This is a genomic window from Collinsella sp. wc0583 (genome assembly GCF_046116915.1).
Classification (GTDB): domain Bacteria; phylum Actinomycetota; class Coriobacteriia; order Coriobacteriales; family Coriobacteriaceae; genus Collinsella.
In genome coordinates this window covers 109,128-133,810 of the sequence record NZ_JBJXBN010000004.1, presented here as the reverse complement: position 1 = coordinate 133,810, position 24,683 = coordinate 109,128, and the positions used below count along the sequence as shown (strand labels likewise).

At 60.2% G+C, this 24,683-nt stretch carries 18 protein-coding genes; 3 read left to right on the top strand and 15 right to left on the bottom strand.

What is annotated here, in order from left to right:
• Positions 1-38: 38 nt before the first annotated feature.
• Positions 39-1,400: a GntP family permease gene (locus ACKUUJ_RS04695; protein ID WP_195520937.1), complete on the bottom strand. Its 1,362-nt coding sequence runs from the start codon at positions 1,398-1,400 to the stop codon at positions 39-41.
• Positions 1,401-1,634: 234 nt separating this feature from the next.
• On the opposite strand from ACKUUJ_RS04695, the gene ACKUUJ_RS04690 reads away from it, so the two are divergent.
• From ACKUUJ_RS04690 to ACKUUJ_RS04680, 3 genes are all read left to right on the top strand, one after another.
• Complete coding sequence (locus ACKUUJ_RS04690; RefSeq protein ID WP_409064814.1) at positions 1,635-2,327, top strand: FadR/GntR family transcriptional regulator; 693 nt, start codon at positions 1,635-1,637, stop codon at positions 2,325-2,327.
• A 160-nt stretch (positions 2,328-2,487) separates the two neighbouring features.
• The gene (locus ACKUUJ_RS04685) at positions 2,488-3,297 is read left to right on the top strand and encodes a gluconate 5-dehydrogenase (RefSeq protein WP_349127229.1); all 810 of its coding nucleotides are present in this window, start codon (positions 2,488-2,490) and stop codon (positions 3,295-3,297) included.
• A gap of 202 nt (positions 3,298-3,499) precedes the next feature.
• The gene (locus tag ACKUUJ_RS04680) at positions 3,500-4,141 is read left to right on the top strand and encodes an RpiB/LacA/LacB family sugar-phosphate isomerase (protein WP_271737944.1); all 642 of its coding nucleotides are present in this window, start codon (positions 3,500-3,502) and stop codon (positions 4,139-4,141) included.
• 120 nt (positions 4,142-4,261) lie between these two features.
• Here ACKUUJ_RS04680 and ACKUUJ_RS04675 read toward each other — a convergent pair whose 3' ends face one another.
• From ACKUUJ_RS04675 to ACKUUJ_RS04610, 14 genes are all read right to left on the bottom strand, one after another.
• Entirely contained in the window at positions 4,262-6,211 is a 1,950-nt protein-coding gene (locus ACKUUJ_RS04675) for an NAD(P)/FAD-dependent oxidoreductase (protein ID WP_409064813.1), read from the bottom strand.
• A gap of 199 nt (positions 6,212-6,410) precedes the next feature.
• Positions 6,411-7,628, bottom strand: a complete 1,218-nt coding sequence (locus ACKUUJ_RS04670) for an FAD-dependent oxidoreductase (RefSeq protein ID WP_409064812.1) — start codon at positions 7,626-7,628, stop codon at positions 6,411-6,413.
• A 104-nt stretch (positions 7,629-7,732) separates the two neighbouring features.
• A complete protein-coding gene (locus ACKUUJ_RS04665) occupies positions 7,733-8,638 on the bottom strand; it encodes a sugar phosphate isomerase/epimerase family protein (RefSeq protein ID WP_409064811.1) in 906 nt (301 codons plus the stop codon).
• A gap of 1 nt (position 8,639) precedes the next feature.
• Positions 8,640-9,878: a glycoside hydrolase family 105 protein gene (locus tag ACKUUJ_RS04660; RefSeq protein ID WP_115596161.1), complete on the bottom strand. Its 1,239-nt coding sequence runs from the start codon at positions 9,876-9,878 to the stop codon at positions 8,640-8,642.
• 107 nt (positions 9,879-9,985) lie between these two features.
• On the bottom strand, positions 9,986-10,654 hold the full coding sequence (locus ACKUUJ_RS04655) for an SGNH/GDSL hydrolase family protein (RefSeq protein WP_253279142.1): 669 nt from the start codon (positions 10,652-10,654) through the stop codon (positions 9,986-9,988).
• 69 nt (positions 10,655-10,723) lie between these two features.
• Positions 10,724-12,886 (bottom strand): pectinesterase family protein, encoded by a 2,163-nt coding sequence (locus ACKUUJ_RS04650; RefSeq protein ID WP_409064810.1) that lies wholly within the window; start codon positions 12,884-12,886, stop codon positions 10,724-10,726.
• 137 nt (positions 12,887-13,023) lie between these two features.
• Positions 13,024-14,619, bottom strand: coding sequence for a glycoside hydrolase family 28 protein (locus ACKUUJ_RS04645; RefSeq protein WP_409064809.1), 1,596 nt, complete (start codon positions 14,617-14,619; stop codon positions 13,024-13,026).
• A 116-nt stretch (positions 14,620-14,735) separates the two neighbouring features.
• Positions 14,736-16,295 (bottom strand): MFS transporter, encoded by a 1,560-nt coding sequence (locus ACKUUJ_RS04640; protein WP_040358813.1) that lies wholly within the window; start codon positions 16,293-16,295, stop codon positions 14,736-14,738.
• Positions 16,296-16,704: 409 nt separating this feature from the next.
• Positions 16,705-18,189 (bottom strand): UxaA family hydrolase, encoded by a 1,485-nt coding sequence (locus ACKUUJ_RS04635; protein WP_409064808.1) that lies wholly within the window; start codon positions 18,187-18,189, stop codon positions 16,705-16,707.
• A 75-nt stretch (positions 18,190-18,264) separates the two neighbouring features.
• Positions 18,265-19,779 (bottom strand): tagaturonate reductase, encoded by a 1,515-nt coding sequence (locus ACKUUJ_RS04630; RefSeq protein WP_409064807.1) that lies wholly within the window; start codon positions 19,777-19,779, stop codon positions 18,265-18,267.
• A gap of 95 nt (positions 19,780-19,874) precedes the next feature.
• Positions 19,875-21,302, bottom strand: coding sequence for a glucuronate isomerase (gene uxaC, locus ACKUUJ_RS04625; protein WP_409064806.1), 1,428 nt, complete (start codon positions 21,300-21,302; stop codon positions 19,875-19,877).
• A 385-nt stretch (positions 21,303-21,687) separates the two neighbouring features.
• Entirely contained in the window at positions 21,688-22,806 is a 1,119-nt protein-coding gene (locus tag ACKUUJ_RS04620) for an IS1249 family transposase (protein ID WP_409064805.1), read from the bottom strand.
• Between the two features lie 318 nt (positions 22,807-23,124).
• Positions 23,125-24,204 (bottom strand): substrate-binding domain-containing protein, encoded by a 1,080-nt coding sequence (locus ACKUUJ_RS04615; protein WP_409064804.1) that lies wholly within the window; start codon positions 24,202-24,204, stop codon positions 23,125-23,127.
• 144 nt (positions 24,205-24,348) lie between these two features.
• Positions 24,349-24,549 (bottom strand): hypothetical protein, encoded by a 201-nt coding sequence (locus ACKUUJ_RS04610; protein ID WP_409064803.1) that lies wholly within the window; start codon positions 24,547-24,549, stop codon positions 24,349-24,351.
• Positions 24,550-24,683 lie beyond the last annotated feature (134 nt).

The following is a 24,683-nucleotide window of genomic DNA, read 5'->3' as shown; positions in this document are numbered from 1 at the left end:
GAGCGATGCACTCGGCGAAAGATGCTTAGCTACGCGAACTAGGCGAAGAACGAAATCACCAGGGCGCAGGCAAGACCCGAAAGGCCGATGAGCGTCTCCATAACGGTCCAGGACTTGAGGGTGGTCTTCTCGTCAATCTCCAGGAATGAGGAGCACATCCAAAAACCGGCATCGTTGACGTGCGAGAGGGCCGTGGCACCGCCGCAGATGGCAAGACAGATAGCGGCACGCATGAGCACCGAAGCACCGGCAACCGCGGGCATGGCGGCCATAATGCCCGATGCCATGGTCATAGCGACGATGGAGCTGCCGACAGAGGCACGCACCATGACGGCAATCAAAAAGGCAACAACCACCAAAGGCAGCGGTGAAGCCTCGAGCATAGGGCCAATAACCTGGCCCAAGCCGCAGTCCTGCAGCATCCAGCGAATGACGCCGCCGCAAGCGATAACCAGCAAGATCATGCCGACGGGCTTAAGAGAGCGGTCGAGCAAGGCCTTGAGCTCGGCGCCGGAGTAGCCGCGGCGCGCGCCCAGCAGATACATCGCGACGAGCGTGGCGAGCGTCAAAGCGACGAACGGCTTGCCCAGGAAGGCGAGAATCGAGGCGAACTCGGCGGGCATGGGGATATAAGAGGACAATGTGCCCAGCAAAATCAGACAAAGCGGCGTGAGCACGATGGCAAGCACCATGCCAAAGGAGGGAAGCTCCTTTTCGTCGCTCGCACCCTCGGCAGAGGTAAAGTGCTCCGGAACATCGGTAAAAATGCGACCGCCCACGTTGCGGCCCCAGATGACGCCGGCAATCGCCATGGCGATGAAGGCGGTGGGGATACCGACGAGGATCATGGTGCCCAGGTCGACACCGAGCGTGCCGGCGACCAAAACCGACCCGGCCGATGGCGGCACAAACGCATAGCCAGCGGCAAGTCCCGCGAGTAGCGCGATGCCGTAGTAGAGCGTCGACTTTTTGGTCTGCGATGCCACGCTAAACGCAAGCGGAATCAAAACGACCACGCCGGCCTCAAAGAACACCGTAGTACCGATGACCAGACCGGTAATGCCCAGTGCCCAGCTGGAGTGACCCTGCCCAAAGGTATCGATGAAGGTCTGGGCGATCTTCTTGGCGCCGCCGCTCTCTTCAAGAATCTGACCAAACATCGAGCCCAGGCCAATGAGCAGGGCGATGTTTTGCAGCGTGGTGCCCACGCCCTTGGTGACGGTGTCTGCCACCATGTCGAGCGGCATGCCGGCGCCGATACCGATCACGAGCGCCGAGACCATCATCGAAAGCACGGGATGCAGCTTGAACTTGATGATGAGCGCAAGCAGCAGCGCGATGCCCACGATGGCGGCGATGACCAGCCTGGTGGGATCAGCCATAAACGTTGGGTCTGACATCTTTCCTCCAATTCATCAGACCTTTTGAATTCGTCTGATGACTATAGCGTGTTTTGGAAAGGTCTGATGTTTCATTTTGAAATTTGTTCGAAATACATCTGATGTATTTGGTGAACGGTCGGAAAAGAGCTGCGAACGGCATATATGTGGCAGCTGATTCATGTCAAGCCGTCTGCATAGCGTTCGCAGTGCGCTAAAATAGCTCAGATGAATTCTTTTGATATGAGGTGAAGCGTGGCACGAGCCGATTCGGGACTCCCCGAGCAGATTTCAGAGAAAATCATTCAACTGATCCTGGATGAGCATCTTGAACAAGGCGATCGCCTGCCCAAGGAGGCCGTGCTCGTCGAGCGCCTGGGCGCCGGCAGGAGCACGGTGCGCGAGGCCATGAAGCTGCTGCAGTCGCGCAATATCGTGCGCATTAAGCAGGGTTCGGGCACCTATGTGGCGTCAAACCCCGGCGTTGCCGACGACCCGCTGGGCTTTACCTTTATCGACGACAAGCAGCGTCTGGCGCGCGACCTACTCGAGGTGCGCTTTATGATCGAGCCGCAGATGGCCAGCATGGCCGCAGAGCACGCAACTAACGACCAGGTCGTCTGTATCAAAGAGCTCTGCGACGAATCCGAGCGCCTGGCCGAGGCCGGTGAGGATTACTCCGCCGCCGACACCGCGTTCCACAATGCCATTGCCGAAAGCTCCGGAAACCTCGTCGTTCCCCGCCTGATGGGCGTGCTCAAGGCATCCGTCCCCCTCTTTATCGACGTGACCGGCAAAAAGCTCGTCGAGGAAACTATCCGCACGCACCGCGATGTGGCCGACGCCATCGCCTCGCGCAACCCCACCGCCGCGCACGACGCGATGTATCTGCACCTGGTGTATAACCGCAACATGATCGCAGAGGGCACGCAGGCAAAAAGCGAGTAGAGGTCCGCACGGCAGGGGCTTTTCTGCCGTTCACCTTTTAAAAGTGAACGTTCACCTGATTTTAGGAAATAAGGGGTGCCTGTTGCGCCGCTTCTCCTATACTGAGCTTGTACTAAAAGTAAGATAAATATAGATGAACGTTTCTTTTGAAAGGATCGCTATGTCTGATCTTATGGACAGCTTCCGTCTGGACGGCAAGGTCGCACTGGTAACCGGCGCCACCTATGGCATTGGCATGGCTATCGCCGAGGCGCTCGGAGAGGCTGGCGCCAAGATCGCCTTTAACGCACGTCACGCCGACAAGGTAGCCGAGGCCGAGAAGCACTACCGCGAGCTGGGCTTTGAGGCTCATGGTTACGTGGCAGACGTCACCGACGAAGCCGTCGTTGCCGAGCTCATCGCCAAGATCGAGGCCGACTTTGGCACCACGCCCGACATCCTGGTCAACAACGCCGGCGTTATCCAGCGCACCCCGATGCTCGACATGAGCGCCGAGGACTTCCGCCGCGTCGTCGATATTGACCTCAACGCACCGTTTATCGTGTCCAAGGTCTGCCTGCCCGGCATGATCGCCAAGGGCCACGGCAAGATCATCAACATCTGCTCGATGATGAGCGAGCTGGGTCGCGAGACCATCGCCGGCTATGCCGCCGCCAAGGGCGGACTCAAGATGCTCACCAAGAACATCTGCTCGGAGTTTGGCGAGGCCAATATCCAGTGCAACGGCATTGGACCCGGCTACATCGCCACGCCGCAAACCGCACCCCTGCGCGAGACGCAGCCCGACGGCAGCCGCCACCCGTTTGACCAGTTCATCATTGCCAAGACGCCGGCCGCCCGCTGGGGCACGCCCGAGGATCTGAAGGGCCCCGCCGTGTTCTTGGCTTCCGACGCGTCGAACTTCGTCAACGGCCACATCCTCTACGTCGACGGCGGCATCCTCGCATACATTGGAAAGCAGCCGCAGTAAGACGTCTGGGCGAGGCGGTGGACGATAAGGTCTGTCGCGAGTTCCGCACGAGCCGAAGAGCACTTAATGTGCTCTTCGTGCGAGTCAGGACTGTTCGAGCAGCAGACCTTATCGTCCGCCGCCCGCAGAGCGGCTTCTCTGCTGGAGATGCCATGCAACATAACGAACCATTAATTTAGAAAATAGTGGAAGGTTACCTATCATGAAAATCGCTCTGATCAATGAGAACTCTCAGAACTCCAAGAACCCTATGATTGAGGCTGCCCTTAAGAAGGTTGTCGAGCCCATGGGCCACACTGTCTTTAACTATGGCATGTATGCCGATGCCGACTCCAAGCCCCTCACCTACGTGCAGAACGGCATCCTTGCCGCCGTGCTGCTCAACTCCGGCGCTGCCGACTACGTCGTGACCGGCTGCGGCACCGGCGAGGGCGCCATGCTCGCCTGCAACTCCTTCCCCGGCGTGCTGTGTGGCCACGTTGCCGACCCGCTCGACGCCTACACCTTTGCCCAGGTCAACGATGGCAACGCCGTCGCCATGCCCTTCGCCCTCAAGAACGGCTGGGGCCAGGAGCTCAACCTTGAGTACACCTTCGAGAAGCTCTTTGGCTTTGGTTCGGGAAACGGCTACCCCGCCGAGCGCGTTGAGCCCGAGCAGCGCAACAAGAAGATCCTCGACGGCGTGCGCGCTGTGACCATGCGCCCGCTCGTCGACGTCCTGGGCGAGATCGATCAGGACCTGGTGAAGGGCGCACTTGCCGGCGAGCACTTCCAGGAGTACTTCTTTGCCAACGCAACCGACGAGGCCATCATCGCCAAGGTCAAGGAAATTCTGGACCTCTAATCGCATGACTCATTGCAGCTGACGCAAGCGGCGGTCGTCCCATGTACGGGACGACCGCCGCTTTTTGCTATCTACCGACTGACGCCGCGGGGATAGGCCTCACATGCACCAAGGGGTTGACTAGAGCTCGCAAGCAACCTTGTAGCCATCGCCGATGGCGTCGCGGATGTTGCCGCACTTGTTGGCATCGCCCAACACGTGGGTGGTAACGCCGGCTGCAGCAAGGTCGTCGGCCAACTTGGTATTGGGACGATAGCCCATGGCAAGTACCAGCGTATCGGCATCGGCGATGGTGTGGATCTCGCCGTCCTTTTCGTAGCTGATGGCATCCTCGGTAATCTCGGTCACCTTGGCCTCGGTCAGCACGTGAACGCCCTTGGAGAGCATGCGCGTGATGAGCACCGCGCGACCGGCGCCGCCCTCGTTGGCGGCGAGCGTCTTGGTCATCTCGATGACGGTGACGTCGCGATTGGCCGGCGACAGATCGTTGACCAACGGGGCCAGGTAGTCGGCCGTCTCGCAACCGACGGTGCCGCCGCCCACGATGACAATCTTCTTGCCCGGGAAAGCCTTGCCGCCCAACAGGTCGTCAGCTGTCATGACCTGCTTAAATCCCTGCATGAAGGCCGGGGCGATGGGCTCGGCGCCATAGGCCAGGACGACCTCGTAGCCGGCGTAGTCACGCTGAATGTCCTCGGCAGTAAGCTCGGTGCCAAATACGCACTTCACGCCGACCTCGGCCAGGCGACGGTACTGATACTTGATCACGCGGGTGAGTTCCTGCTTTGCCGGCGGAACGGCCGCGATGCGCATCTCGCCACCCGGCTCGTCCTGCTTATCCACGAGCACTACGTTGTGGCCGCGCTTGGCAGCAATGTAGGCTGCCTCCATGCCCGCAGGACCAGCGCCCACAACCAGTACGTTCTTGGCCTCGGCGGCAGGCTCGTAGCCGGCCTCGTCGCGCTCAACATCGGGATTGACGGTGCAGGAGATGCGCTTGCCAAACATAATGCCGTTCAGGCAGCGCAGGCAGCCGATGCAGGGGCGGATGTCGTCGGCGTTGCCGGCAGCGGCCTTATTGCAGAACTCGGCATCGCACAGATTGGCGCGGCCCATCATGCAGATGTCAGCAGCGCCGTCCTCGATCAGCTCCTCGGCGATCCAGGCCTCGTTAATGCGTCCGACGGTGGCAACGGGAATGTTGACGTGCTTTTTGATCTCGCGCGAGCAGGCGGCATGCGAGGCCTGCTGAGTACCGGCGGCGGGAATTGCGGAACCGCGCTTGATGGTGGTACCGCCCGAGACATGAATCATGTCGACGCCGGCCTTCTCCAGGCGGCGCGAGACATAGATCATGTCGTTGAGGGTCAGACCGCCATCGGTGTACTCATCGCCCGAGATGCGGACGTCGATGATAAAGTCCTTGCCGCAGCGCTCGCGAATCTCGGCGATAACCTCGAGCAAGAAGCGCATGCGGGCGTCGAGCGAGCCGCCATACTCGTCGGTGCGCTTGTTGTAGAGCGGAGTTAAAAAGCCGCCAAGCATGCCATGGGCGTGCGCCGCATGGACCTCGACGCCATCGACACCGGCCTTCTGCATACGCACGGCAGCGTCGCCAAACTGATGCGTGAGCTCGTGAATCTCGTCGACCGTGATGGGGCGCGGTGCCTCGCGGGCGTAAGACGGGCCCACAAAGGACGGAGCGATCAGGCGAGGCGTGCCCGGAATGTTAAAGGCCATATAGGCGGGGTGGAAGAGCTGCGGCATGATCTTGCAGCCATACTCGTGGACGGCCGCGGCGAGCTTTTCCCAGCCGGGGATAAACGTGTCGTCGTAGCAGCACATGTCACCCGGCAGATAGGTGTAGGTGGGCTCGACCGTCACGACCTCGGTAATGATGAGGCCCACGCCGCCCTTGGCGCGGGCGCGGTAATGATCGACCAAGTCGTCGGTCACATAGCCATGATCGGCCAGGTTGGTGGACACCGGCGGCATAAAGACGCGGTTCTTGACCTCGGTCATACCGACCTTGATCGGGCTAAAGAGCATTGGATAGGCAGAGGACTCCATATAGGGTTCCTTTCATTTGAGCCGCTCGGCGGCAGTTGCTGACGTATCTATCGTACCAGCAACCGCGCAGCACCCGACCGCACGCACTCCCCTGCCTACGTATCGACCCACAAAAAAGTTGCGGTGGAATACGGAGTAGATAAGGCCTTTGACAGCCAAGACAGTCCGTATTTCACCGCAACTGATGGGCGGGATGGAGTTAGAGGCCCAGGTAGCTGGTCATGCCTTCGACGGCGAGCTTGGCGCCGGCTACGGCGTGAACAACCGTCAGCGGGCCGTTGACCACGTCGCCGGCGGCAAAGACGCCAGGCACGGTGGTCATGCCGCGCTCGTCGACCGAAAGCAGGCCACGATGGTCGGTCTCTAGGCCGCCCGTTGTAAGCACAAGCTTGTCTTTGGGCACCTGCGAAGCTGCAATCACAACTGTGTCGGCAGACGCATGGTCGAGTTCCTCCTCGTAGCCCACCACGTTGTTGTCCTCGTCAAAGATAGCCGTCTCGAACACCGGACCGTTATCGTCGATGGCGCAGATCGCCTTGCCGCACACAATCTCGGCACCGTCAAGCTCGGTCAGCTCGACCTCGTCGTCGATGGCCGAGATATGGCGCGAGCGTGCATACACAGTGACCTTGCGAGCACCCGAACGCAGCGCCGTGCGGGCCACATCCATGGCCACATTACCGGCACCGATGACCGCCACGTTCTGCCCGATCGCCACGCTCGAGGGATCGACCAGGTAATCGATACCAAACAGCACGTTGCCGCGCGACTCGCCGGGAATGCCCAGTTTGTGGGCACGCCAGGTACCGGTACCAACAAAGACCGCATCGTAGCCGTCGCGCAGCAGGTCGTCGATATGCAGCGCGCCACCGATGGTGGTCGAGGGGCGCACGCGCACGCCAAGCGAGCACATCACATGACGGTACTTTTGCACGAGCGCACGGGGCAGGCGGAACTCGGGGATACCGTATTCCAGCACACCGCCGATCTCGGGCCGCTGCTCAAAAACAGTGACGGCGCAACCCAGCTGCGCCATCTTAATGGCCACGGTAATACCGGCTGGGCCGGAGCCGACCACGGCGACCTGCTTGCCGCGCGACGGCGCGGGTCTCCACTCTTTGCGGTCCAAATACGCCGTGGAGATATAGTTCTCGATGCTCGAAAAATGCACGGGCGCGCCCTTGCGGCCCTGAATGCAAGCGCCCTCGCACTGGCCCGAATGATTGCACACCATGGAGCAGACCGCGCTCATGGGATTGTTCTGGAACAGTAGCTCGCCCGCCTCTTGCAGACGGCGCTGTTTGAACAGGTCGATGACCTGCGGAATAGGCGTCTGAACCGGGCAGCCCTTAATCTGACAGAACGCCCTTTTACAACCTAGGCAACGATTCGCCTCTTCGACAATGTGGATAGCCACGCAACTCCCCTTTTTAATGCAATCCAATGGGGGCGACGATAAAGACCCTTCACCGCCGCCCCCATACAGGTAATCTCAATCTGCCGACACGGCAAAAGCCAATGCTATAACTCGCGATGCGAAGCCCCGCAGCGAGCGGACATGTGCTCGAGTGTCGCCAGGCAGTCAGCCGCCGTCGCCGGCACGCTGTTCTCGACCACGCAGGGAATCCCAGGGCAGGCGGCGGCAGCCCAGGCCACCACGGGCTCAAAGTCATAGCGACCCGTCTCGCCCACGCCGTGGCACACCAGGCGTGAGCCCGTACCGTCGCACCAACCGGCTTCGTCCTCGTTATCAACGACCTCAAAATCCTTGGCGTGCAGCACGCGGATCTTACTGCCGCATAAGTAGAGCATGCGCGCTGTGATTTCCTGCGCTTCGTCAACAACGCTGGGGTGCAGCAGCGACACTGGGTCGTAGATCACGCCGAGCGACGGGCTCGAGACGTGCTCCAGCACCTCACGGCAGCGATCCGGCGTATTAACCGTCTCGTTCCAACCGGGCTCGATCAGTATTTGCCCGCCCACGGCCTCGGCCCGATCGCAGACGTGTGCGAGTCCGTCCATAAAAGCCTCGAGTGCCTCATCAGTCGTGCGGTCGTCAGCAACGCGGTTCTGCGCATTGGGGCGACCGGTCTCGGTGCCAACCGGGCATCCGCCGAGCATCTGGGCAAAGTTCAGGCATGCCTCGTACTCGGCAATGTTATCCATGAGCTGTTGGCGATCGGGCGTCGCCAAATTCTTATAGCAGCCGAGCACGGCGACCGAAACGCCCGCCTCGTCGAGCACCGCAAGCAAATGGTCGGCAAGCTCGCGGGTCAGGCCGCCTCGATCGATCCCCATCGATGCGTAGAGCACCTTGCTCGGCAGCTGAATGCACGAAAAGCCCAGCTCTCCCGCCATGCGGATGCGTTCCTCGACGGTCCCCTGCGGAAGGTCGTGCAAACGCACACCCGGAGTAATAGCCCCCACGTTATTCACATCCCTTATGAGCGTTGATGCCCGGGGTGTATCCGCCAAACGGGTCCTCGATAGAGCACACGCCCGAGGGAGCAAGCGGGTCATGCCTGCCGGCCAGTTTGTCGTGATGCATGGTCTCGATATAGGCAAGCACCAGCGGCGCCACGCCCTTCGCATCGTTTTTGACGATAGGCTCGCTCATGTAGTAACCAAACGTGCCCTCGCGGTGCGCGGTGTTTCCCAAGCCCGCGACCAGGCAGATGTTGTCGAGCGCCAGCTGCCCATCATGCTCGGACAGGCAGGTCTCGCAGATGCCGTCGAAGGCGCGACGGCCGTACTGGTAGTAACGCTCGCCCAGCACGCCTAGACGCACGCCCTTCATGATGGCATTGGCAAAAATCGCGCTACCAGACTCCTCCAGGTAGTTGGGGGCGATATTGGGCAGGTTGATGACCTGATGCCACATGCCGGTCTTCTCGTCCTGATACGGCAGCATGGCATCGATCAGGTCGTGGAACATCTTGCGAATCTCGTCCTTCTCGGCTGACATCGAAGGCGGCATGAGCTCCCAGGTATCGATGAGTGCCATGGCAAACCAGCCCTCGGCGCGCAGCCAGAAGTTAGCCGAAAGGCCGGTGACCGGGTCGCACCAGAACTGTTTGCGGCTCGCGTCGTAAGCGTGATAGTACAGACCGTTGAGGGGATTGCGCATCAGGTCATGCACGACCTGGAACATATGGAAGCTGTCCGAGCAGGCACGACGGTTGTGGAAGCTCAGCTCGTACTGCATGTAGAACGGCTGGGCCATATACATGCCATCGAGCCAGATCTGGTTGGGATAGACGGCCTTGTGCCAAAACACGCCTTCTTTGGTGCGCGGCTGGGTCTCGAGCTGGCGGTAGATGGTGTCCATGGCGGCACGGTACTTGGGCTTGCCCACCAGGTCATAGAGCTTGTAGAGGGTCTTGCCCGCATTGACGTTATCGAGGTTGTACTCCTGCGGGTTGTAATGCTTGATGGTACCGTCGTCCTGGACAAAGAAATCGATGTAGTCATCGGCAAAGGTCAGGTAGCGCTGCTCACCCGTGATCTCGTACAGTTCGATGAGCGCCTTGATCATGCAGCCGTCGATATAGTTCCAGGTGTTCTCCTTGCCGGCGCGAATCTTTTCGATATTCCAAGCCGGCGCCTGCGGCGTAGAGGTTTCGATCAACTGCTCGATATAACGATCCAGGATTTGATTGCAACCCATTGCTGTCCCCTCTGACATAAACGATAGGTGAACGTTACCCCTAGTGTAACGCGAACGAGGAATATAGGGTGAACGTTAACCCTATATTCCTCGCGAACGGCAGACTTTTAGCGGCAAACGGCGGTGAGACCCGCGGCGATGCGATGCGCCAGGCGCTCATAGCCAGCCGGGCTGTAGTGCAGACCGTCCGGCATATAGAGCTCGCGGTGCTCCGGCAAAAACGGGCTGATGCCGCTTTGCGCATACAGGTCAATCACCGGCACGGAGTAGCGGTCGCAGACCTCGAGCATCGCTCGCACGTAGGCGACCTGCGTCAACCCCAGGTGGTTGAGCTCGTCGCTTGCCGGGATATCCTTCTCGTGCTTGCCGCTCGTCTTGCACGGCGTCATAAACACGAGCTTTGCCCGAGGCGAGCGCGCCGTGATGGTACGGATCAGGTAATCGAGTGCACCATAGAACTCATGCACGTCCGTGCTGCCGAGCTCTCCAAGCGGCACGTTGCGGCTAAAGTCGTTGACGCCGCCAAAGACGATGTAGATATCGGCCGCATCGTCGATACCGTCAAGGCGCTCGACAAACGAATCGGTACGGTCGGCCTTGATGGCGATACGCGAACCCTTGATGCCAAAGTTCTCGACGACCGCGCCTCCCAGCAACGCGCCCAGATGCGAAGTCCAAGAGATGTCGTTGCCGCCTGCGCCGCATCCGTTATCGCCCCATGTGGTCGAATCGCCAAAGCAGCAAATGGTCGATTCACTCAAACTCTTCGTTTCCATAATCTTCTCCTCATCCGCCCATCGGCGGTCATACAGGAACGTACCGTTTATTCGCAGCATGCCGAGGGGCTATGCACGGGCGCATTCCGCAACGTGCGAATCGAGCCATTCGATATCCTCGACAAGATGTGCCACGCCCAGATGGTGTTCACCCGGACATACCTCGTGCCGCAGGCCATCTCTGCGACCCAGCAACTTGTAGGCATCGCGCACGATCTCGAGCTGCTCGTCAACATTTTTCAGCCCGCGCGAACCGTTCAGATGATCCTCTTCACAGCTTTGCACTAACAACGGGCGCGGCGCAATAAGCGAGGCAATATCGCCCATGTCGAGCAAGCGCCAAAGTCCGGGTGTGTAGTTGCAGCTGCAATTGCCGTTGAGGTGCAGCAGCGAATCATCGACACCGTACAGGTAGCCCGAGACAAACGTCTTGCATACGCGTGGGTCGAGCGCCGCCAGATACAGCGTCATGTATCCGCCGCCCGAAAAGCCAAAACAGCCCAGGTCGTCCATGGCAATGTCGCCGCGCGCCTCTAGGTAATCGATCAGACGCATGTTATCCCAGGCGTTGAGGCCCGCAACGGTAAGTCCCAGCGGCTCGGCCATGCGCGCCTGGTTTAGGCACGTGCCGCGCAGAAAGCTGTTCTCGTCATCGCCCTGACCCTTCCAGTCACGACGGTATCCCCAACCGCGTGCGTCGGGGCAGACGGTCACGTAACCCATACGCGCCAAACGCAGACCGTAGTCGTAATTGAACTTACGCACAGCATCATCGACCGCCGGCACGCCCGTCACGCCCGCAACACTTGCGGCGCCTGCTCCCTGATGGCCATGCGGGCAGATATAGCAACGCTTAAGCCCCCGTCCATCAAGCTTCGGATGAGACGGCTCCAACAGGTAAAACGACATCCACACATCGTGCTCAACCTGCAGCATCGCATGAGTACGCACAATGCCGCCGGCAACCCGCACGCGGCTGAGCTCACGAATCTCAATCGAGACGCGGTCCATAAGCGAAAGGCCCAAAACATCGTACAGACGAGTCCTGGTCGCAATCTTCCACGCCTCAAAATCTGCAGGAGTCTTGCCCGCAAATGCCGCCGAGCGCCCTTCGCGCTTCAGCCGGGCACGCAGCGCAGGCTCGTCTTCGCAGTACGTCTCGATGTGCACGGTGCGACCATTGGCAGATAGCCCAGCCGTCTCCACCGCATCACCGTCGCCGCCCTCGGGATCCCAGCTATCCACACCGGCAAGCACCTGCTCGCGAGCGTACCCGGCGGCAGCCATCACATCGAGTTCATTCGCCCACGGCACCCAGCCGGTAGTATCGCCCGCCGGCCCATACAGGATCGCGCCAGCATACTGCGCGCAGTTGTGCGCCGCCGGTTTATTCCAATCCCACCAGCCTTCGCGCTTGATATGTCGCCCTAGCCAACAATCGATCAGCGCAGTTTGCGCCCATTCGCGCCAAGGACGGCCCAGGTAGACCGAATCCGGCGCCACGCCATCCGGAGCTGTAAACGAACAACCATGAAACACAAATCCGTACGGCTCGCCTTTAGGCGTGGAGGCTGCCGTTACATACCCGTTGACATCCATATCGCGGTTGAGCGAGCGAATCTCGCACCCCTCAAAGTAGGCACGCGCGCCGCCAAAGATAAAGTCGACATCGCCCTCGATCCGGCAACGTCGAAAATACTGGCGTCCCACCCGGCGCGGCGCATACTGTTTGGGTCCTATAAACCCACCCGGTTTGGCCTCATGCGGCGGCAGCGGACCCAAAAACAGCGTGTCTTGGTGTCCCTTAATGCAGCAGGCATCGACAACCAGACGGTCGCCATCAGCATACAGGGCAATCGCTTGACCGACCTCGCGCCCATCGCCCGCATCGTTTTCGATCGTGAGGTTCTCGAGCCGTACGTCGTCGGCATCGACCAAAACGGTATAGGTCCTAAACGTGCCGAGCGTGCCGTCGACGCCCGAGCCGTCCTCCGAAGGCATCTTGGCACCCAGGCTGCCCACGATACGCACGCTGTCGGCCGTCTCTCCCTCAATCGTCACATGCGAGCGATGAATCTCGACCCGCTCGCGATACTCGCCCGGCTCGATATGGATTGTCACCGGCCGTCCGTCATTCGGACAGGATTCGTCAATTGCCTCCAAGGCCTTAGAGATACTGTGATATGCCCCCGCACGCTCGGGCGAAACCTCAAAAAATCGTCTCTCACTCATCATCAGTCACCGCGTCCTTTCGTCGTAGACCGTCTACGTTGCAGTTTCGGCATATAAAAAGTTCGCGCAATGGGTCGGGAAGGCCCTGCCCATCGCGCGCCGCGACATACCGAATTTAATTGTTTAGGAGCAAACGCCTACGCACGGATAACCTTGTCGACGTTCTGGAGCTGCAGTTCCTCGCCGTCCTGGCCCTCGATCACCACATTTTGCAGGTCGAGTACCTTGACGTTTTGCGCGATGATGCCCTGGCGCACCATGGGCTCAACGCCGCAGGCCATGGCCGGAACAAAGGGCTCAGCATCGTCGGCAAAGGTCACGTGGACATCCTGGAACGTCAGGCGCGTTACTTTGCTCTCGGGCAGGCCCGTGATGTAGGCAGCGGCCGCGTGGCAGTTAGTGGCCTCGATATCGCAAAACGTCGTGGCACCAAAGCCGGGCGTGCGGTCGTCGACGGGCAGTGCCTCGCGAGACTGCACGTAGTCGGTCTTGCCGTCCTTGTCGCAGAAGTAGAAGGAGTTGACCACGAAGGGCGTGAGCACCTCGTCCATGCGAATGTGCTCAAAGGTAATGCCCTCGTTGACGGCATCCTTGCCGCGCCCGCGGCGGGTCTTGACGCGCAGGCCGCGGTCGGTGCGCTCAAAGAGGCACTTGCTCACGGTAAGGTCCTTGATGCCGCCGGCAGCCTCTGAACCCAGGACCACGGCGCCGTGACCATCGTGCATGTAGCAGTGAGAGATCAGCACGTCGTGCGTGGCGGGACGAAGCTCGGGCTCAATGCCCAGCTTGCCGCTCTTGATGGCGATGCAGTCGTCACCCACTGAGAACTGACAACCAAGGATGCGAACAAAACCGCAGCTCTCGGGATCGAAGCCGTCGGTGTTGTGGGAGTTCTTGGGGCCCTCGATGGACAGGCAGAGCGCATCGACGTGCTCGCACAGGATGGGGTGGATGTTCCACGCCGGGCTGTTGCGGACGGTGAGGCCGGCCAAGCTCACGTTCTCACACTCGGATAGGAAGATCATGCGCGGGCGGGCGACCTCGCGGCCCTCCTCCGGGCGAAAGATGTTCTTAAAGTCCTTGTTCCACCAGTTGTCCTCGGCAAAATCGGTCTGACCGTCGATGGCACCACGACCATAGATGCACACGTCGTGCACGCTCAGACCCGTAAAGGTAGAGCAGTAGGTCGAGAAACTCTCGCCCTCCCAGCGGCCCAGGGGCAGCATATCGGTGCCGGCATACCCGGCGCCCTCGTCGCCTGTGACCGTGCCCGGAATGTAGGCAAGCGCCGCGCGATCGTGACGGGCCAACAGCACCGCTCCCTCGGCGAGCTCGATGTTGATATTGCTCTTAAGGAAGAGGGACTTGATGCGATAACTACCGGCGGGGATCAGCACGCGGCCGCCCTTGGGGCAGGCCATGATGGCAGCCTGGATGTTGGTGGTGTCATCATGCTCGGCATCGCCCTTGGCGCCACAGTCGCGAACGTTGATGGTAAAGGGCTCAGCCGGCGTGGTGACACCTACGCTCAGCTCACGCTCGCCACAGACAAAACGGACCAAGTTGCGCTTGCCGGGGGTCAGGCCGTCGACATAGGTCTCGACCGTATTCGTGGTACCGACGGGCTCGTCGTTGACAAAGATCTCCCACGTATCGGCGCAGGTAAAGTAACCGCCGTCGTCAAGCTCGATAACCGCCGCGCGCGCGTTGCGCCAGATAACGTTCGTCTCCATGGGTTTCTCCCTCAAAAAAAATGCTCTAAAGGCAAATTGTACGCTGTTGAAAAAGGGCCGTGCCTGCCGGCGGAATTCCGGTGGCACGGCCCTGTGATTTGGACGATATGTCGGCCTTACTCGGCGGGAGTTACGCTACCGTCCTGGAAGCCAACGTTGTTGTGGGCAAAGCAGTCCTCGTACTTAAAGCCGGAGAGCTCCTCGCAAAGCGCCTTGACCTCGGGCTTGACGTCGGCCATCTTGCCACCCTCCTTGACTCGGTGAATCTCGTCGCAAAGGACGTCGCACTGCTCCTTGTCGATCTTGATGCCGCGGGCAAGGACGGCCGCAAGCAGGAAGAAGCCGGCGCAGCCGATGATCATGTAGCCGCAGATATACAGAGGCACGGTAGCGGGCTGGGTCACGGCGTCGCTATTGCCGGCGGTCTGAATGAAGCCGGAGGCAGCAAGGACGATAGCCCATACGTTGACGGCGATAGCCTGGGCGATCTGCTGGCAGAGCTGCTGAGCGGAGCTGTAGATACCCTCGCGACGACGCAGGGTGATGAGCTCATCGACATCGGGGATGTAGTTGAGCAGAACATCGGGCAGGTACTGGAAGCCGACGTAGAAGAACTTCCAGATGGCGAAGATGATGGGGTAGGCGATCATGGCGATGGCGACCGTGGAGGTGCCGTTGATCTGACCAAAGGCGAAGTAGTTGAAGGCGATGATGCACGCAGCGCAACCGACATTTGCCAGGTACCAAGACTTGTGGAAGCCCTTCTTGGCCATGAGGGCGACCCAGATGGCGGTGCAGACGATAGCGACGACCTTGCCAGGCATCTCCATCACGGACTCGTAGGACTTAGGAATCTGCAGGCAGTAGACGATGAAGAAGGACAGGCACGCAGACCAGCAGGCAGCAGCGAGCTTCGTGGAGACCTGTGCATACAGGACCTTGCGGAAGGACTTGTTGCGGAAGGTGGAGATAACGTCGATAAAGAACTTCTTGATGCCCTCGCCGACGCTCTCGATCTTCTCCTGAGCGACCTCCTCGGGGGTGTGCTCCCACGTGGACAGGTACACGCAGAGCAGCGAGATTGCCATGACCGAAGCGTTGACCGTAGCGATGATGAAGTAGCTGAACGGGTTGGTCTCGCCGAAGGTGCCAAAGCCAAAGCCGACGAGTGCAGCCATCAGGAAGCCGGCGGCGTTACCAAAGAGGTGCTTGTAGCCGGTGAGGTACGTACGCTCCTTAAAGTCGTCGGTCATCTCGATGGTAAGCGGCGACAGGTTGGCGGTGCAGAACGTGTACGCGACGTTGTAGATCAGGTACAGCACAAAGTAGTACGGGAAGCCAAACGGCGTAGCCACGAAGATGAGCGGCTCGGCGATCATCATCGGGATGGCCAGCAAGATCCAGAAACGGCGACGACCAAAGATGCGGCCAATCTTGGTGGCATAGAAGTTATCGGCCACAAAGCCCATCAGCGGGCAAAGAATGGCGTTGACATAGATGGCAAACGAGCTGATCAGTGCAGCCTCGCCTGCGGACAGGCCACACTCCGTGGACAGGAACAGCACCATGTAGCTGTGCGTAAAGGTCAGGGCACCGGAATTGAGCATACCGCCCATACCAAAGCCCAAGCGCGTCCAGAATGTGATCTTACGCTTTTTTCCGATCTTATTAGTCATCGAGCTCCCTCTCTTTTCTCGATTGTCTTGTACCAAGACATTGGAGTCCATACCGACGTCTGTCTGCATGCCGTTCAGGGTGAACGTTTAGCTAGATTATGCGCGATTGCTTATGATAGGTGAACGTTCACTTGTATATTATCCTTGAACGGTCGTTTTTTGCCGTTGAACGGGCCTGAAAATGAAAAAATCCCTGCATTTTTGATTATCAAGTCGATTCAGCACCACGCAACAACTAGGTGAACGTTCATTGTTCTCTGGAGATGAGGGAGGTGCCGGGCACCCTTCCCAAAAAAGCCGTGCACGACAACGCAACGAGAAACGAAAAACGACCCCGCCGAGATTGTCCTCGGCGGGGTCGCTCAGTCTTTGCAGCAGCTTATTCAATCACGCGCTCAACGTGTCATCGCTACAGGCAGACTCCGTCCTTCCAGATGCTGATCTCGTGACAGCCGCGACGCTCGGCGCTGGTAAGCTTGCCGCTCGCCGTGTCCAGCACCAGCTGATACAGATCGCCGGCAGCCTCATCGAGCGTACGCTCGCCCGTAGCCACCACACCGGCGTTAAAGTCCATCCAGTTGGCCTTGTGGTCACACAGGCGCTGGTTGGTGAACACCTTGAGCGTAGGCGCCGGCGCACCAAACGGCGTGCCGCGGCCGGTCGAGAACAGGATCACGTGGCAGCCGGCAGCCGTCAGGGCCGTGGTGGATACCATGTCGTTGCCCGGACCGCACAACATGTTCAGACCATGCTTGGTAGCCTGACCGGCGTACGGCAGCACGTCGACGATGGGGGCAGATCCGCCCTTTTGCACGCAGCCGCAGCTCTTGTCCTCGAGTGTGGTGATGCCGCCATCCTTGTTGCCGGGGCTCGGGTTCTCGTAGACGACCTCGCCATGGCTAATAAAGTAATCCTTAAAGCCGTTGAGCATGTCGGAGGCGGCGTTAAACACCTGCTCGTCCTCGCAGCGATCGAGCAGAATGCTCTCGGCGCCAAACATCTCGGGGACCTCGGTGAGCACCGACGTGCCACCGCGGGCGACGAGCATATCGCTCACGCGACCGATCGTGGGGTTGGCGGTAATGCCCGAAAGACCGTCAGAACCGCCACACTTAAGACCAATGACCAGCTCGGAGGCTGGAATGGGCTCACGCTTGGCCTGCTTGGCCAGGTCTGCCAGCTCGGCCAGAATCTTGTGGCCCTCGACCTGCTCGTCGGCAACGTCCTGGCAGGTGAGGAAGCGGACGCGCTCGTGATCGAAGTCACCGAGCTCGTCGAGCACCTGCTGGTGTGTGCAGTTCTCGCAACCGAGCGACAGGAACAGCACGCCGGCCGCATTTGGGTGACGCGAGAGCGCCACCAGCAGACGACGCGTCTGGGCATGGTCGGCGCCGGTCTGCGAGCAGCCAAAGGGATGCGGGAAGTAGTAGACGCCCTCGAGCGAGCCATCGACCAGATCCTGGGCCTGCTCACACATGGCACGGGCGACTTCGTTGACACAGCCGACCGTGGGGATGATCCACAGCTCATTACGCGTCGCGGCACGACCGTCGGCGCGGCGGAACCCCATAAAGGTCTCGGGCTCAACGGGATCCACGACCGGATGTGTGGGGTTGTAGGTGTACTCGACCTCGCCCGAAAGGTTGGTCTTCACATTGTGCGTGTGGAGCCACTGACCGGGCTGGACATCGCCCGTCACGTGTCCGATGGGCAAGCCGTACTTGATGACGTCCTCCCCTGCGGCAATCGCGCGCACCGCCATCTTATGGCCCTGCGGAATATCCTCCGCGGCCACGACCTCGCCCACCCCGGGAACCGCGACGGCGGTGCCCTTGGCAAGCGGCGACAGCGCGACGATCACGTTGTCGGCCGGATTGATCTGGATAGTGTTCATTACAAAGAGTCCTAACCCTACAGGTTGAGCAGAAGTCGAAGCGCGGGCATGCCATTCCACACCCGCGCCGGATATTTACGCCTGAGCGTTGGCGAAGGCCTGCTTGGCACCCTCGGTGCGCACGACGGCGAGCGCACTGACGACAAACTCCTCAAGACCGGCGATCTGCGTAAGGTCCTCGCCCCACATCTGCTCGTTGGTGAGCACGTCGTGCACCAGCTGGGCATCGTCGGCACCGGCGTGGGCGGCGTAGAAATCGAGTACGAAGGCGTCGTCCTGAGCGGTGTACTCGGTGCCGTCGGCGCGGCGCAAGTGCAGGCCATCGCCCTCGCGAGCAACGAGCTCCTGCGTATAGAAGGCAATGAGCGTAGCAAGGCTCGTCGCCAGGCACTTGGGCAGGTTGCCGGTCTCGGCAACGTAGTCCTTGAGCGTGGGCAGGTCACGGGCGCGCCACTTAGCCGTGGAGTTGAGGCAAATGGAGAGCAGCGCGTGGTCGATAAACGGGTTGTCGAAGCGATTCTCGACAGCGGCGGCAAAGGCCTTGCAGTCCTCGACATCCAGGTCGGCGGCAAGCGTCGGAATGACCTCGTCGTAGAGCATGGTGTTCATGAAGCCGCGAACGGTCTCGTCATGCATGCAGTCGCGCACGATGTCAAAACCGGCAACCCAGGAACCCGGAACGAAGGCGGTATGGGCACCGTTGAGGATGCGGACCTTGCGCTTCTTGTACGGCGTGACATCGGGGGTAACAAAGACACCCGGAAGACCAGCCTTCACAAAGGGAAGCTTCTCGGCAAGCGACTCGTCGCCCTGGATACCCCACATCTGGAAGGGCTCGCGCACGGCCAGGAAGGGGTCCTCATAGCCCAGACGCTCGGCAACCGCCGCGGCCTCCTTGGGATCGCGGATGCGGCCGGGGACGATGGTGTCGACAAGCGTGGTGCAGACGGTGCAGTCGTTGGCCATCCATTGCGCAAACTCGTCCTCCCAACCCCAGTCGCTCACGTACTGGTTCATGATGCGCAGCAGCTCCTCGCCGTTGTGATCGATGAGCTCGCAGGCGAGGACGATGACGCCCGGCTTACCGGCGGCCCAGCGAGTGTGGAGCACCTGGGCAAGCTTGGCGGGGAAGCTCGCAGGCGGCATGTCGTCGGCCTTGCAGGACGGGTCGTAGGCGATACCGGCCTCGGTGGTGTTGGAGACGATGATCTCCAGGTCGTCGGAGACGGCGACCTCCATCATGGCGCGGTAGTCGTCCTCGCGATACGGGTTGAGGCAGCGGCTGCAGGCGCTAATCACGCGGGACTCGTCAACCGTGTTGCCGTTCTCCTTGCCGCGCATCAGCACGGTGTACAGGTCGTCTTGGGCATTGATACCGTCGGCAAAGCCAAAGGCGCCACTGATGGGCTGCACCATGACGACCTTGCCGTTCCAGCCGGTGGCCTCGTTGCCCATGTCAAAAAAGCGGTCGACGAAGGCGCGCAGGAAATTGCCCTCGCCAAACTGCAAAACCTTCTCGGGAGCGTCCTTGGACAGCAGGTAGCCCTTGTAGCCGATCTTCTCGAGCGCATCATAGCTGATGTTCTCCATCTATGTCTCTCCTTAGATAACTGTTAGCGTGCAAGCAAAACGGGGCGCCGCGTGTGGCAACGGCGCTCCCGAGTTCGATGTGATTTGATGCGGGCTTAGGCCTCGACGGTGTCCAGGTCAAAGCCAAAGTAGCGGACCGCATTGTTGTAGCTGATGTCGCGTACAACCTCGCCCAGCAGCTCCATGTCGGCCGGGTACTTGCCCTGCTCGACCCACTCGCCGATCACGCTGCACAGCACGCGACGGAAGTACTCGTGGCGCGGATAGGACAGGAAGGAGCGGGAATCGGTAAGCATGCCCACAAAGTTGCCCAGCACGCCCTCGTTAGCCAGAGCCGTGAGCTGCTCGCGCATACCGACCTCGTTGTCGTTGAACCACCAGGCGGAGCCGTTCTGGATCTTACCGGCAGTCGGAGCCTCCTGGAAGCAGCCCATCACGGTATCGATCATGGTGTTGTCGATGGGGTTCAGACTGTACAGGATGGTCTTGGGCAGGCCGCAAGTCTCCTGGATGGAGTTGAGGAAATCGGCGAGCTGGTCGGACGGCGTGTAGTTGGAGATGCAGTCATAACCGGTATCGGGGCCGAGCTTGGCAAACATGGCGCGGTTGTTGTCGCGCTTGCAGCCAAAGTGCAGTTGCATGGCCCAGCCCAGGCGGACATACTCGCCGGCGACAAACTGCATAAAGGCGGTCTTGTACTTGAGGACCTCTTCCTCGGTGAGCGGCTCGGCAGCCAGGCCCTTGGCAAAGATGGCCTCAATCTCATCGGCGGTAGCCGGGACATACATAACGTAGTCGAGTGCGTGGTCGGAGGCGCGGCAGCCCAGCTCGTGGGCAACATCGTAGCGCTTGGAGATGGCGGACTTCATGCCCTCAAAGTCGCTGACCTCAATGCCGGCAACCTCGGAAAGGTGCTTGCAGTAGTCGGCGAACTCCTGGCCGCGCTCGATGCGCAGAGCGGCGTCGGGGCGCATGGCGGGAACGACCTGAACGTCAAAACTGTCATCGGCGGCAATCTTCTTGTGCCACTCAAAGCTGTCGGCGGGGTCGTCGGTAGTGCAGATCATGCGGACGTTGGACTGCTTGATCAGGTTGCGGCAGGTAAAGCTGGCCTCGGCGAGCTTGGCGTTGGCAAGGTCCCAGACCTCCTGGGCAGTCTTGCCATTGAGGACGCCCTCGTAGCCAAAGTAGCGCTTAAGCTCCAGGTGGCTCCACTCAAAGACGGGGTTGCCAACGCAGCGACCCAGGGTCTCGGCCCACTTTTGGAACTTCTCGCGAGCAGGGGCGTCGCCAGTGATAAAACGCTCGTCGACGCCGTTGGCACGCATCAGGCGCCACTTGTAGTGGTCGCCGCCCAGCCAAACCTCGGTGATGTTCTCGAAACGCTTGTCCTCCCAAATCTCCTTGGGAGAAATGTGGCAGTGATAGTCGACGATGGGCATGTCCTCGGCAAAGTTGTGGAACAGCTCCTCGCCGGTCTTAGTGCTCAGCAGGAAATCCTGATCGTCCATAAAGTTATTCATCAAACAGCCCCTTTGCTGGCAACGCGGGCGCACGGCGCGCTCGTTATCCTTTAGGTGAACGTTCACTATAGTAATGCAAAATGGAACATTAGGTGAACGTTCACCTAACCATCACGGGGTGAACGGTAGATTTTGCCCGTTCAACGGTTGCTGGAGATGTGACTTGCATGTATTGCGGACCGGTTGGCGTCCCCGAACACCGAACTTGAGCGCTTTTGCTCAGGTGGGTCATGTCCCGACGTACATTTTTGGGAGTATTCAGCATTGGAGCGCGCCGTGCGCCATCCTCAGCGTCCTATTTGGAACGCAGATAGCGCCCGATCGGCATAAAAAATGGGCTTATGGGACAAAATGTGTGTCCCGATAGAACATCCGTTTCCATCCATTAATCCAGCCAGAACGGGTACGGGTCCCTGTGGTGGAGGTCCTCCCACACGGCCCTGTCGCCCCACTCCGGCCCTCCGTCCTCGCGCGACGGCGAGGCGGAGTAGACGCTGAACAGGAAGTCGATGTCCGCGTCGGTCGGCATCGTGGCGAGCTTCTCGCGCGCCGCCCTCGCGTCCCCCGAGTGCGCGTGGCACCACCAGAACACCGCCTTCACGCGCTTGACCGACGTCAGCCCCCGGTGGTTGCGCAGGACGGCCCTCAGCTGCGAGTTCACCCCTCCCTCGATCATGTTGTTGGTCGACGGCAGCGGGCCGGCCTTGGCCAGGGCGGGGTCGAGGTAGGTGAACAGCGTCCCCGCCGACACCAGCGACGACAGCGACGAGCGCGCCCGCCTCAGCCTCTCGTGGGTGTAGACCCTCCTGCCGTCCACCACGGTCCTGTCCTCCAGGAAGTCGGCCCAGAACCCGCACCAGTCGAGGTAGCGCTCGACCCAGAGCTCGGCCTGGTGCAGCGTCTCGATGCCCATGAGGTCGCGCGCGATGAGGTAGAGCTCGCGCCCCGCCTGGAGCTTCGGCCGCGTCGTCGTGTAGCGCTTGACCTGCGAGAAGGCGTGGAAGGTGCACCTCTGGACCCTGGTGCGCGGCCAGGTCTCGCGCACGGCCTTGGCGAACCCGCTCCCGCCGTCGGTGACGACCACGTCGGGCGCCGGGATCGGCGCCATGAGGGCCGACCACGCCCTCGAGTTCTCCGACCTCGCCATGTACCAGGAGACCACCCTCTCGCCGCTGCAGCATATGAGCACCACGAGGTCGCGCGCGACCCAGATCCCGTCGACGTGGAGCACGCGGTGCAGCTCGCCGTCGGGGACGGGCATGGGCCAGACCTCCCAGAACTCGGCCGTCCTGCGCCTGAAGGACCGCCCGCCGCCCGGCATCATGGCTTGCGAGTCCTTCGAGAGGAGCCACCCGAGGAACTCCTCGAGCCTCGTCGCCGTGTCGTCGTACCTCACCGTCGTCGACGCGCCGCAGGCCGTGCACCTCCACCGCTGGGACCCCGATGAGGTCCTGCCGTTGCGCTTGGTCCGACCGCCGCAGTAGGGGCAATAAACGGCCTTCATGGGCACCTCTTCCGAAAGGGTATTTAACGGTTCCGGAAAAGGTTATCTACCTGCGGGAACGATAGGCAACCGGACACACATTCTGTCCGAGCGGTTAAAAGCGGGCACGGAATTTAAACGGCTGAAAAAGGGGCATCGACCTGCGCCGATGCCCCCAACATGGACACACATTTTGTCCTATAAGCCAAAAAATGCCCCCGATGGCAAATTACGCCATCGGGGGCACTTAAAACAGTCGTTCTGCACCTCATTCAGGGCATGCCAATGCTGAATACTCCCAAAAATGCACGTCGTAAGAGGGGGTACCTGCTCAATCGGCTAAATTCCCGCAAGTTCGCAGTAGCGGTCGACATTGCTGGCAAACACCATCTCGACGGCGCCCTTCTGGACGGGCTCCGTCGGGATCCTTCCCCACAGCAGATAATCGCCCAGCGTCTTAGCGCCGCGATACGCCAGGCTCGTCGGGTCCTTATAGACAATATTGGTAAAGATACCGCGGCGCAAGGCCAGAGCACTTTCGGGAAACAGGTCGTTGCCGATCACCATGACCTGACCGGCCTTGCCGCTCGAGACGAGCGCGTCGGCAACCGCTTCGGAACCAACGGCAAAAACGCTGCAGATAAGCTCGGGGGCGTCCAGCGCACTCAAGCGCTTTTCGAGCTCATGCTCGAGCTGTTTGACTTGCGCATGGGCACCTGCAAGATCCTCAACCTGCCATGGAATATCACGTTCGCGCAGGTAATTGTGGAAGGCGCGGGCGGTTAGATAGTGCGAATCGGTATACGGGTCGCCTGTCAAAAGGAGCACGCGGGCGTCGGCCCCAGAAGCATGGACCAGGTTTGCCGCCTGCTCGGCCATAAGGCTACCCGCCGTCGAATAATCGGCCAAGCTCGCACCCAAACGATTCAAATGCGGACGGTCGCCGTCGACGAGCTCGATCGTCACGCCCGCCTCGGCAATCTGCCCCAAAAGCTCAGTTGAACGATCGTCGCCCGGCGCATAGGCAAGCAAGCCATCAATCTTTTCACCCACCTGCAAACGCTCGTCGATTTGCTCGAGCGCATCGGCGTAGCCGCCCACGCCAAATTCAACACGCTCAACCGTAATGCCCTGGTCGATGACCTCCTGTTCAAAGCGATTGCAGCCTTCCCACAGGTAACGGAAAAAGTACGCGCCCTCGCGCGATGCGCGGGGCAAGCAAAACACCAGATTGATATCCTTGCGGCGCAGGCTTGAGGCACTTGTGTTGCGGTGATAGCCCATGGTCTCGGCCTTGGCGTTCACCTTGGCGCGCACGGATTCGCTCACGCCGGCCTTTCCCGTCAGGGCCTTGTGCACGGTATTGATGGAAACGCCAAGCTCGGCGGCTATGTCCTTCATGGTTACGCGAGCGCTCATGGGATTACTCCGTTATAGATAAGTTGCCAATTTACAGTTCAGTTAACGATACCCCAAAAATACTCTTCAACTCACCGCGCTCGCGCCCAAATGCGCAAAGCGCCCCGCGAACGGATGCTCGCGAGGCGCTTGGATGTCTGGACCTTATTTGATACCGCGGCCCAAGTCTTCGGCGATTTTGTCTACGCCTTTAAGCGCGGCGCACGTCTTTTTGTTGGAGCAATGCCCCGTGCAAACGCCACCCTGGGCGCAGTCGGCGCAAGCGCCCTTGCGGTAGATGCGCACGCACACGGCGACAAACGCAACGCCGATAACAGCCAGTACAACAATATCGATAGGTGCCATAGCAAGCCTCCTTTAGTTAACCATCACTTACTTTACCCCATTCTCCACTTACCAAAAAGGGACAGGTTTATTTTGGTCGGTTTTATCTGCGGAAACGCCACATATCTCCCACCAAAAAGCCCGAGTGTCGCTGG

What these genes read in the sequence shown, in the direction of transcription:
- ACKUUJ_RS04685 (WP_349127229.1), top strand. Translation starts at nt 2,488, where the DNA reads ATGTCTGATCTTATGGACAGCTTCCGTCTGGACGGCAAGGTCGCACTG.
- uxaC (WP_409064806.1), bottom strand. Translation starts at nt 21,302, where the DNA reads ATGAATAACTTTATGGACGATCAGGATTTCCTGCTGAGCACTAAGACC.
- ACKUUJ_RS04620 (WP_409064805.1), bottom strand. Translation starts at nt 22,806, where the DNA reads ATGAAGGCCGTTTATTGCCCCTACTGCGGCGGTCGGACCAAGCGCAAC.
- ACKUUJ_RS04640 (WP_040358813.1), bottom strand. Translation starts at nt 16,295, where the DNA reads ATGACTAATAAGATCGGAAAAAAGCGTAAGATCACATTCTGGACGCGC.
- ACKUUJ_RS04630 (WP_409064807.1), bottom strand. Translation starts at nt 19,779, where the DNA reads ATGGAGAACATCAGCTATGATGCGCTCGAGAAGATCGGCTACAAGGGC.
- ACKUUJ_RS04615 (WP_409064804.1), bottom strand. Translation starts at nt 24,204, where the DNA reads ATGAGCGCTCGCGTAACCATGAAGGACATAGCCGCCGAGCTTGGCGTT.
- ACKUUJ_RS04675 (WP_409064813.1), bottom strand. Translation starts at nt 6,211, where the DNA reads ATGGAGTCCTCTGCCTATCCAATGCTCTTTAGCCCGATCAAGGTCGGT.
- ACKUUJ_RS04650 (WP_409064810.1), bottom strand. Translation starts at nt 12,886, where the DNA reads ATGAGTGAGAGACGATTTTTTGAGGTTTCGCCCGAGCGTGCGGGGGCA.
- ACKUUJ_RS04655 (WP_253279142.1), bottom strand. Translation starts at nt 10,654, where the DNA reads ATGGAAACGAAGAGTTTGAGTGAATCGACCATTTGCTGCTTTGGCGAT.
- ACKUUJ_RS04695 (WP_195520937.1), bottom strand. Translation starts at nt 1,400, where the DNA reads ATGTCAGACCCAACGTTTATGGCTGATCCCACCAGGCTGGTCATCGCC.
- ACKUUJ_RS04645 (WP_409064809.1), bottom strand. Translation starts at nt 14,619, where the DNA reads ATGGAGACGAACGTTATCTGGCGCAACGCGCGCGCGGCGGTTATCGAG.
- ACKUUJ_RS04660 (WP_115596161.1), bottom strand. Translation starts at nt 9,878, where the DNA reads ATGGGTTGCAATCAAATCCTGGATCGTTATATCGAGCAGTTGATCGAA.
- ACKUUJ_RS04680 (WP_271737944.1), top strand. Translation starts at nt 3,500, where the DNA reads ATGAAAATCGCTCTGATCAATGAGAACTCTCAGAACTCCAAGAACCCT.
- ACKUUJ_RS04635 (WP_409064808.1), bottom strand. Translation starts at nt 18,189, where the DNA reads ATGAACACTATCCAGATCAATCCGGCCGACAACGTGATCGTCGCGCTG.
- ACKUUJ_RS04610 (WP_409064803.1), bottom strand. Translation starts at nt 24,549, where the DNA reads ATGGCACCTATCGATATTGTTGTACTGGCTGTTATCGGCGTTGCGTTT.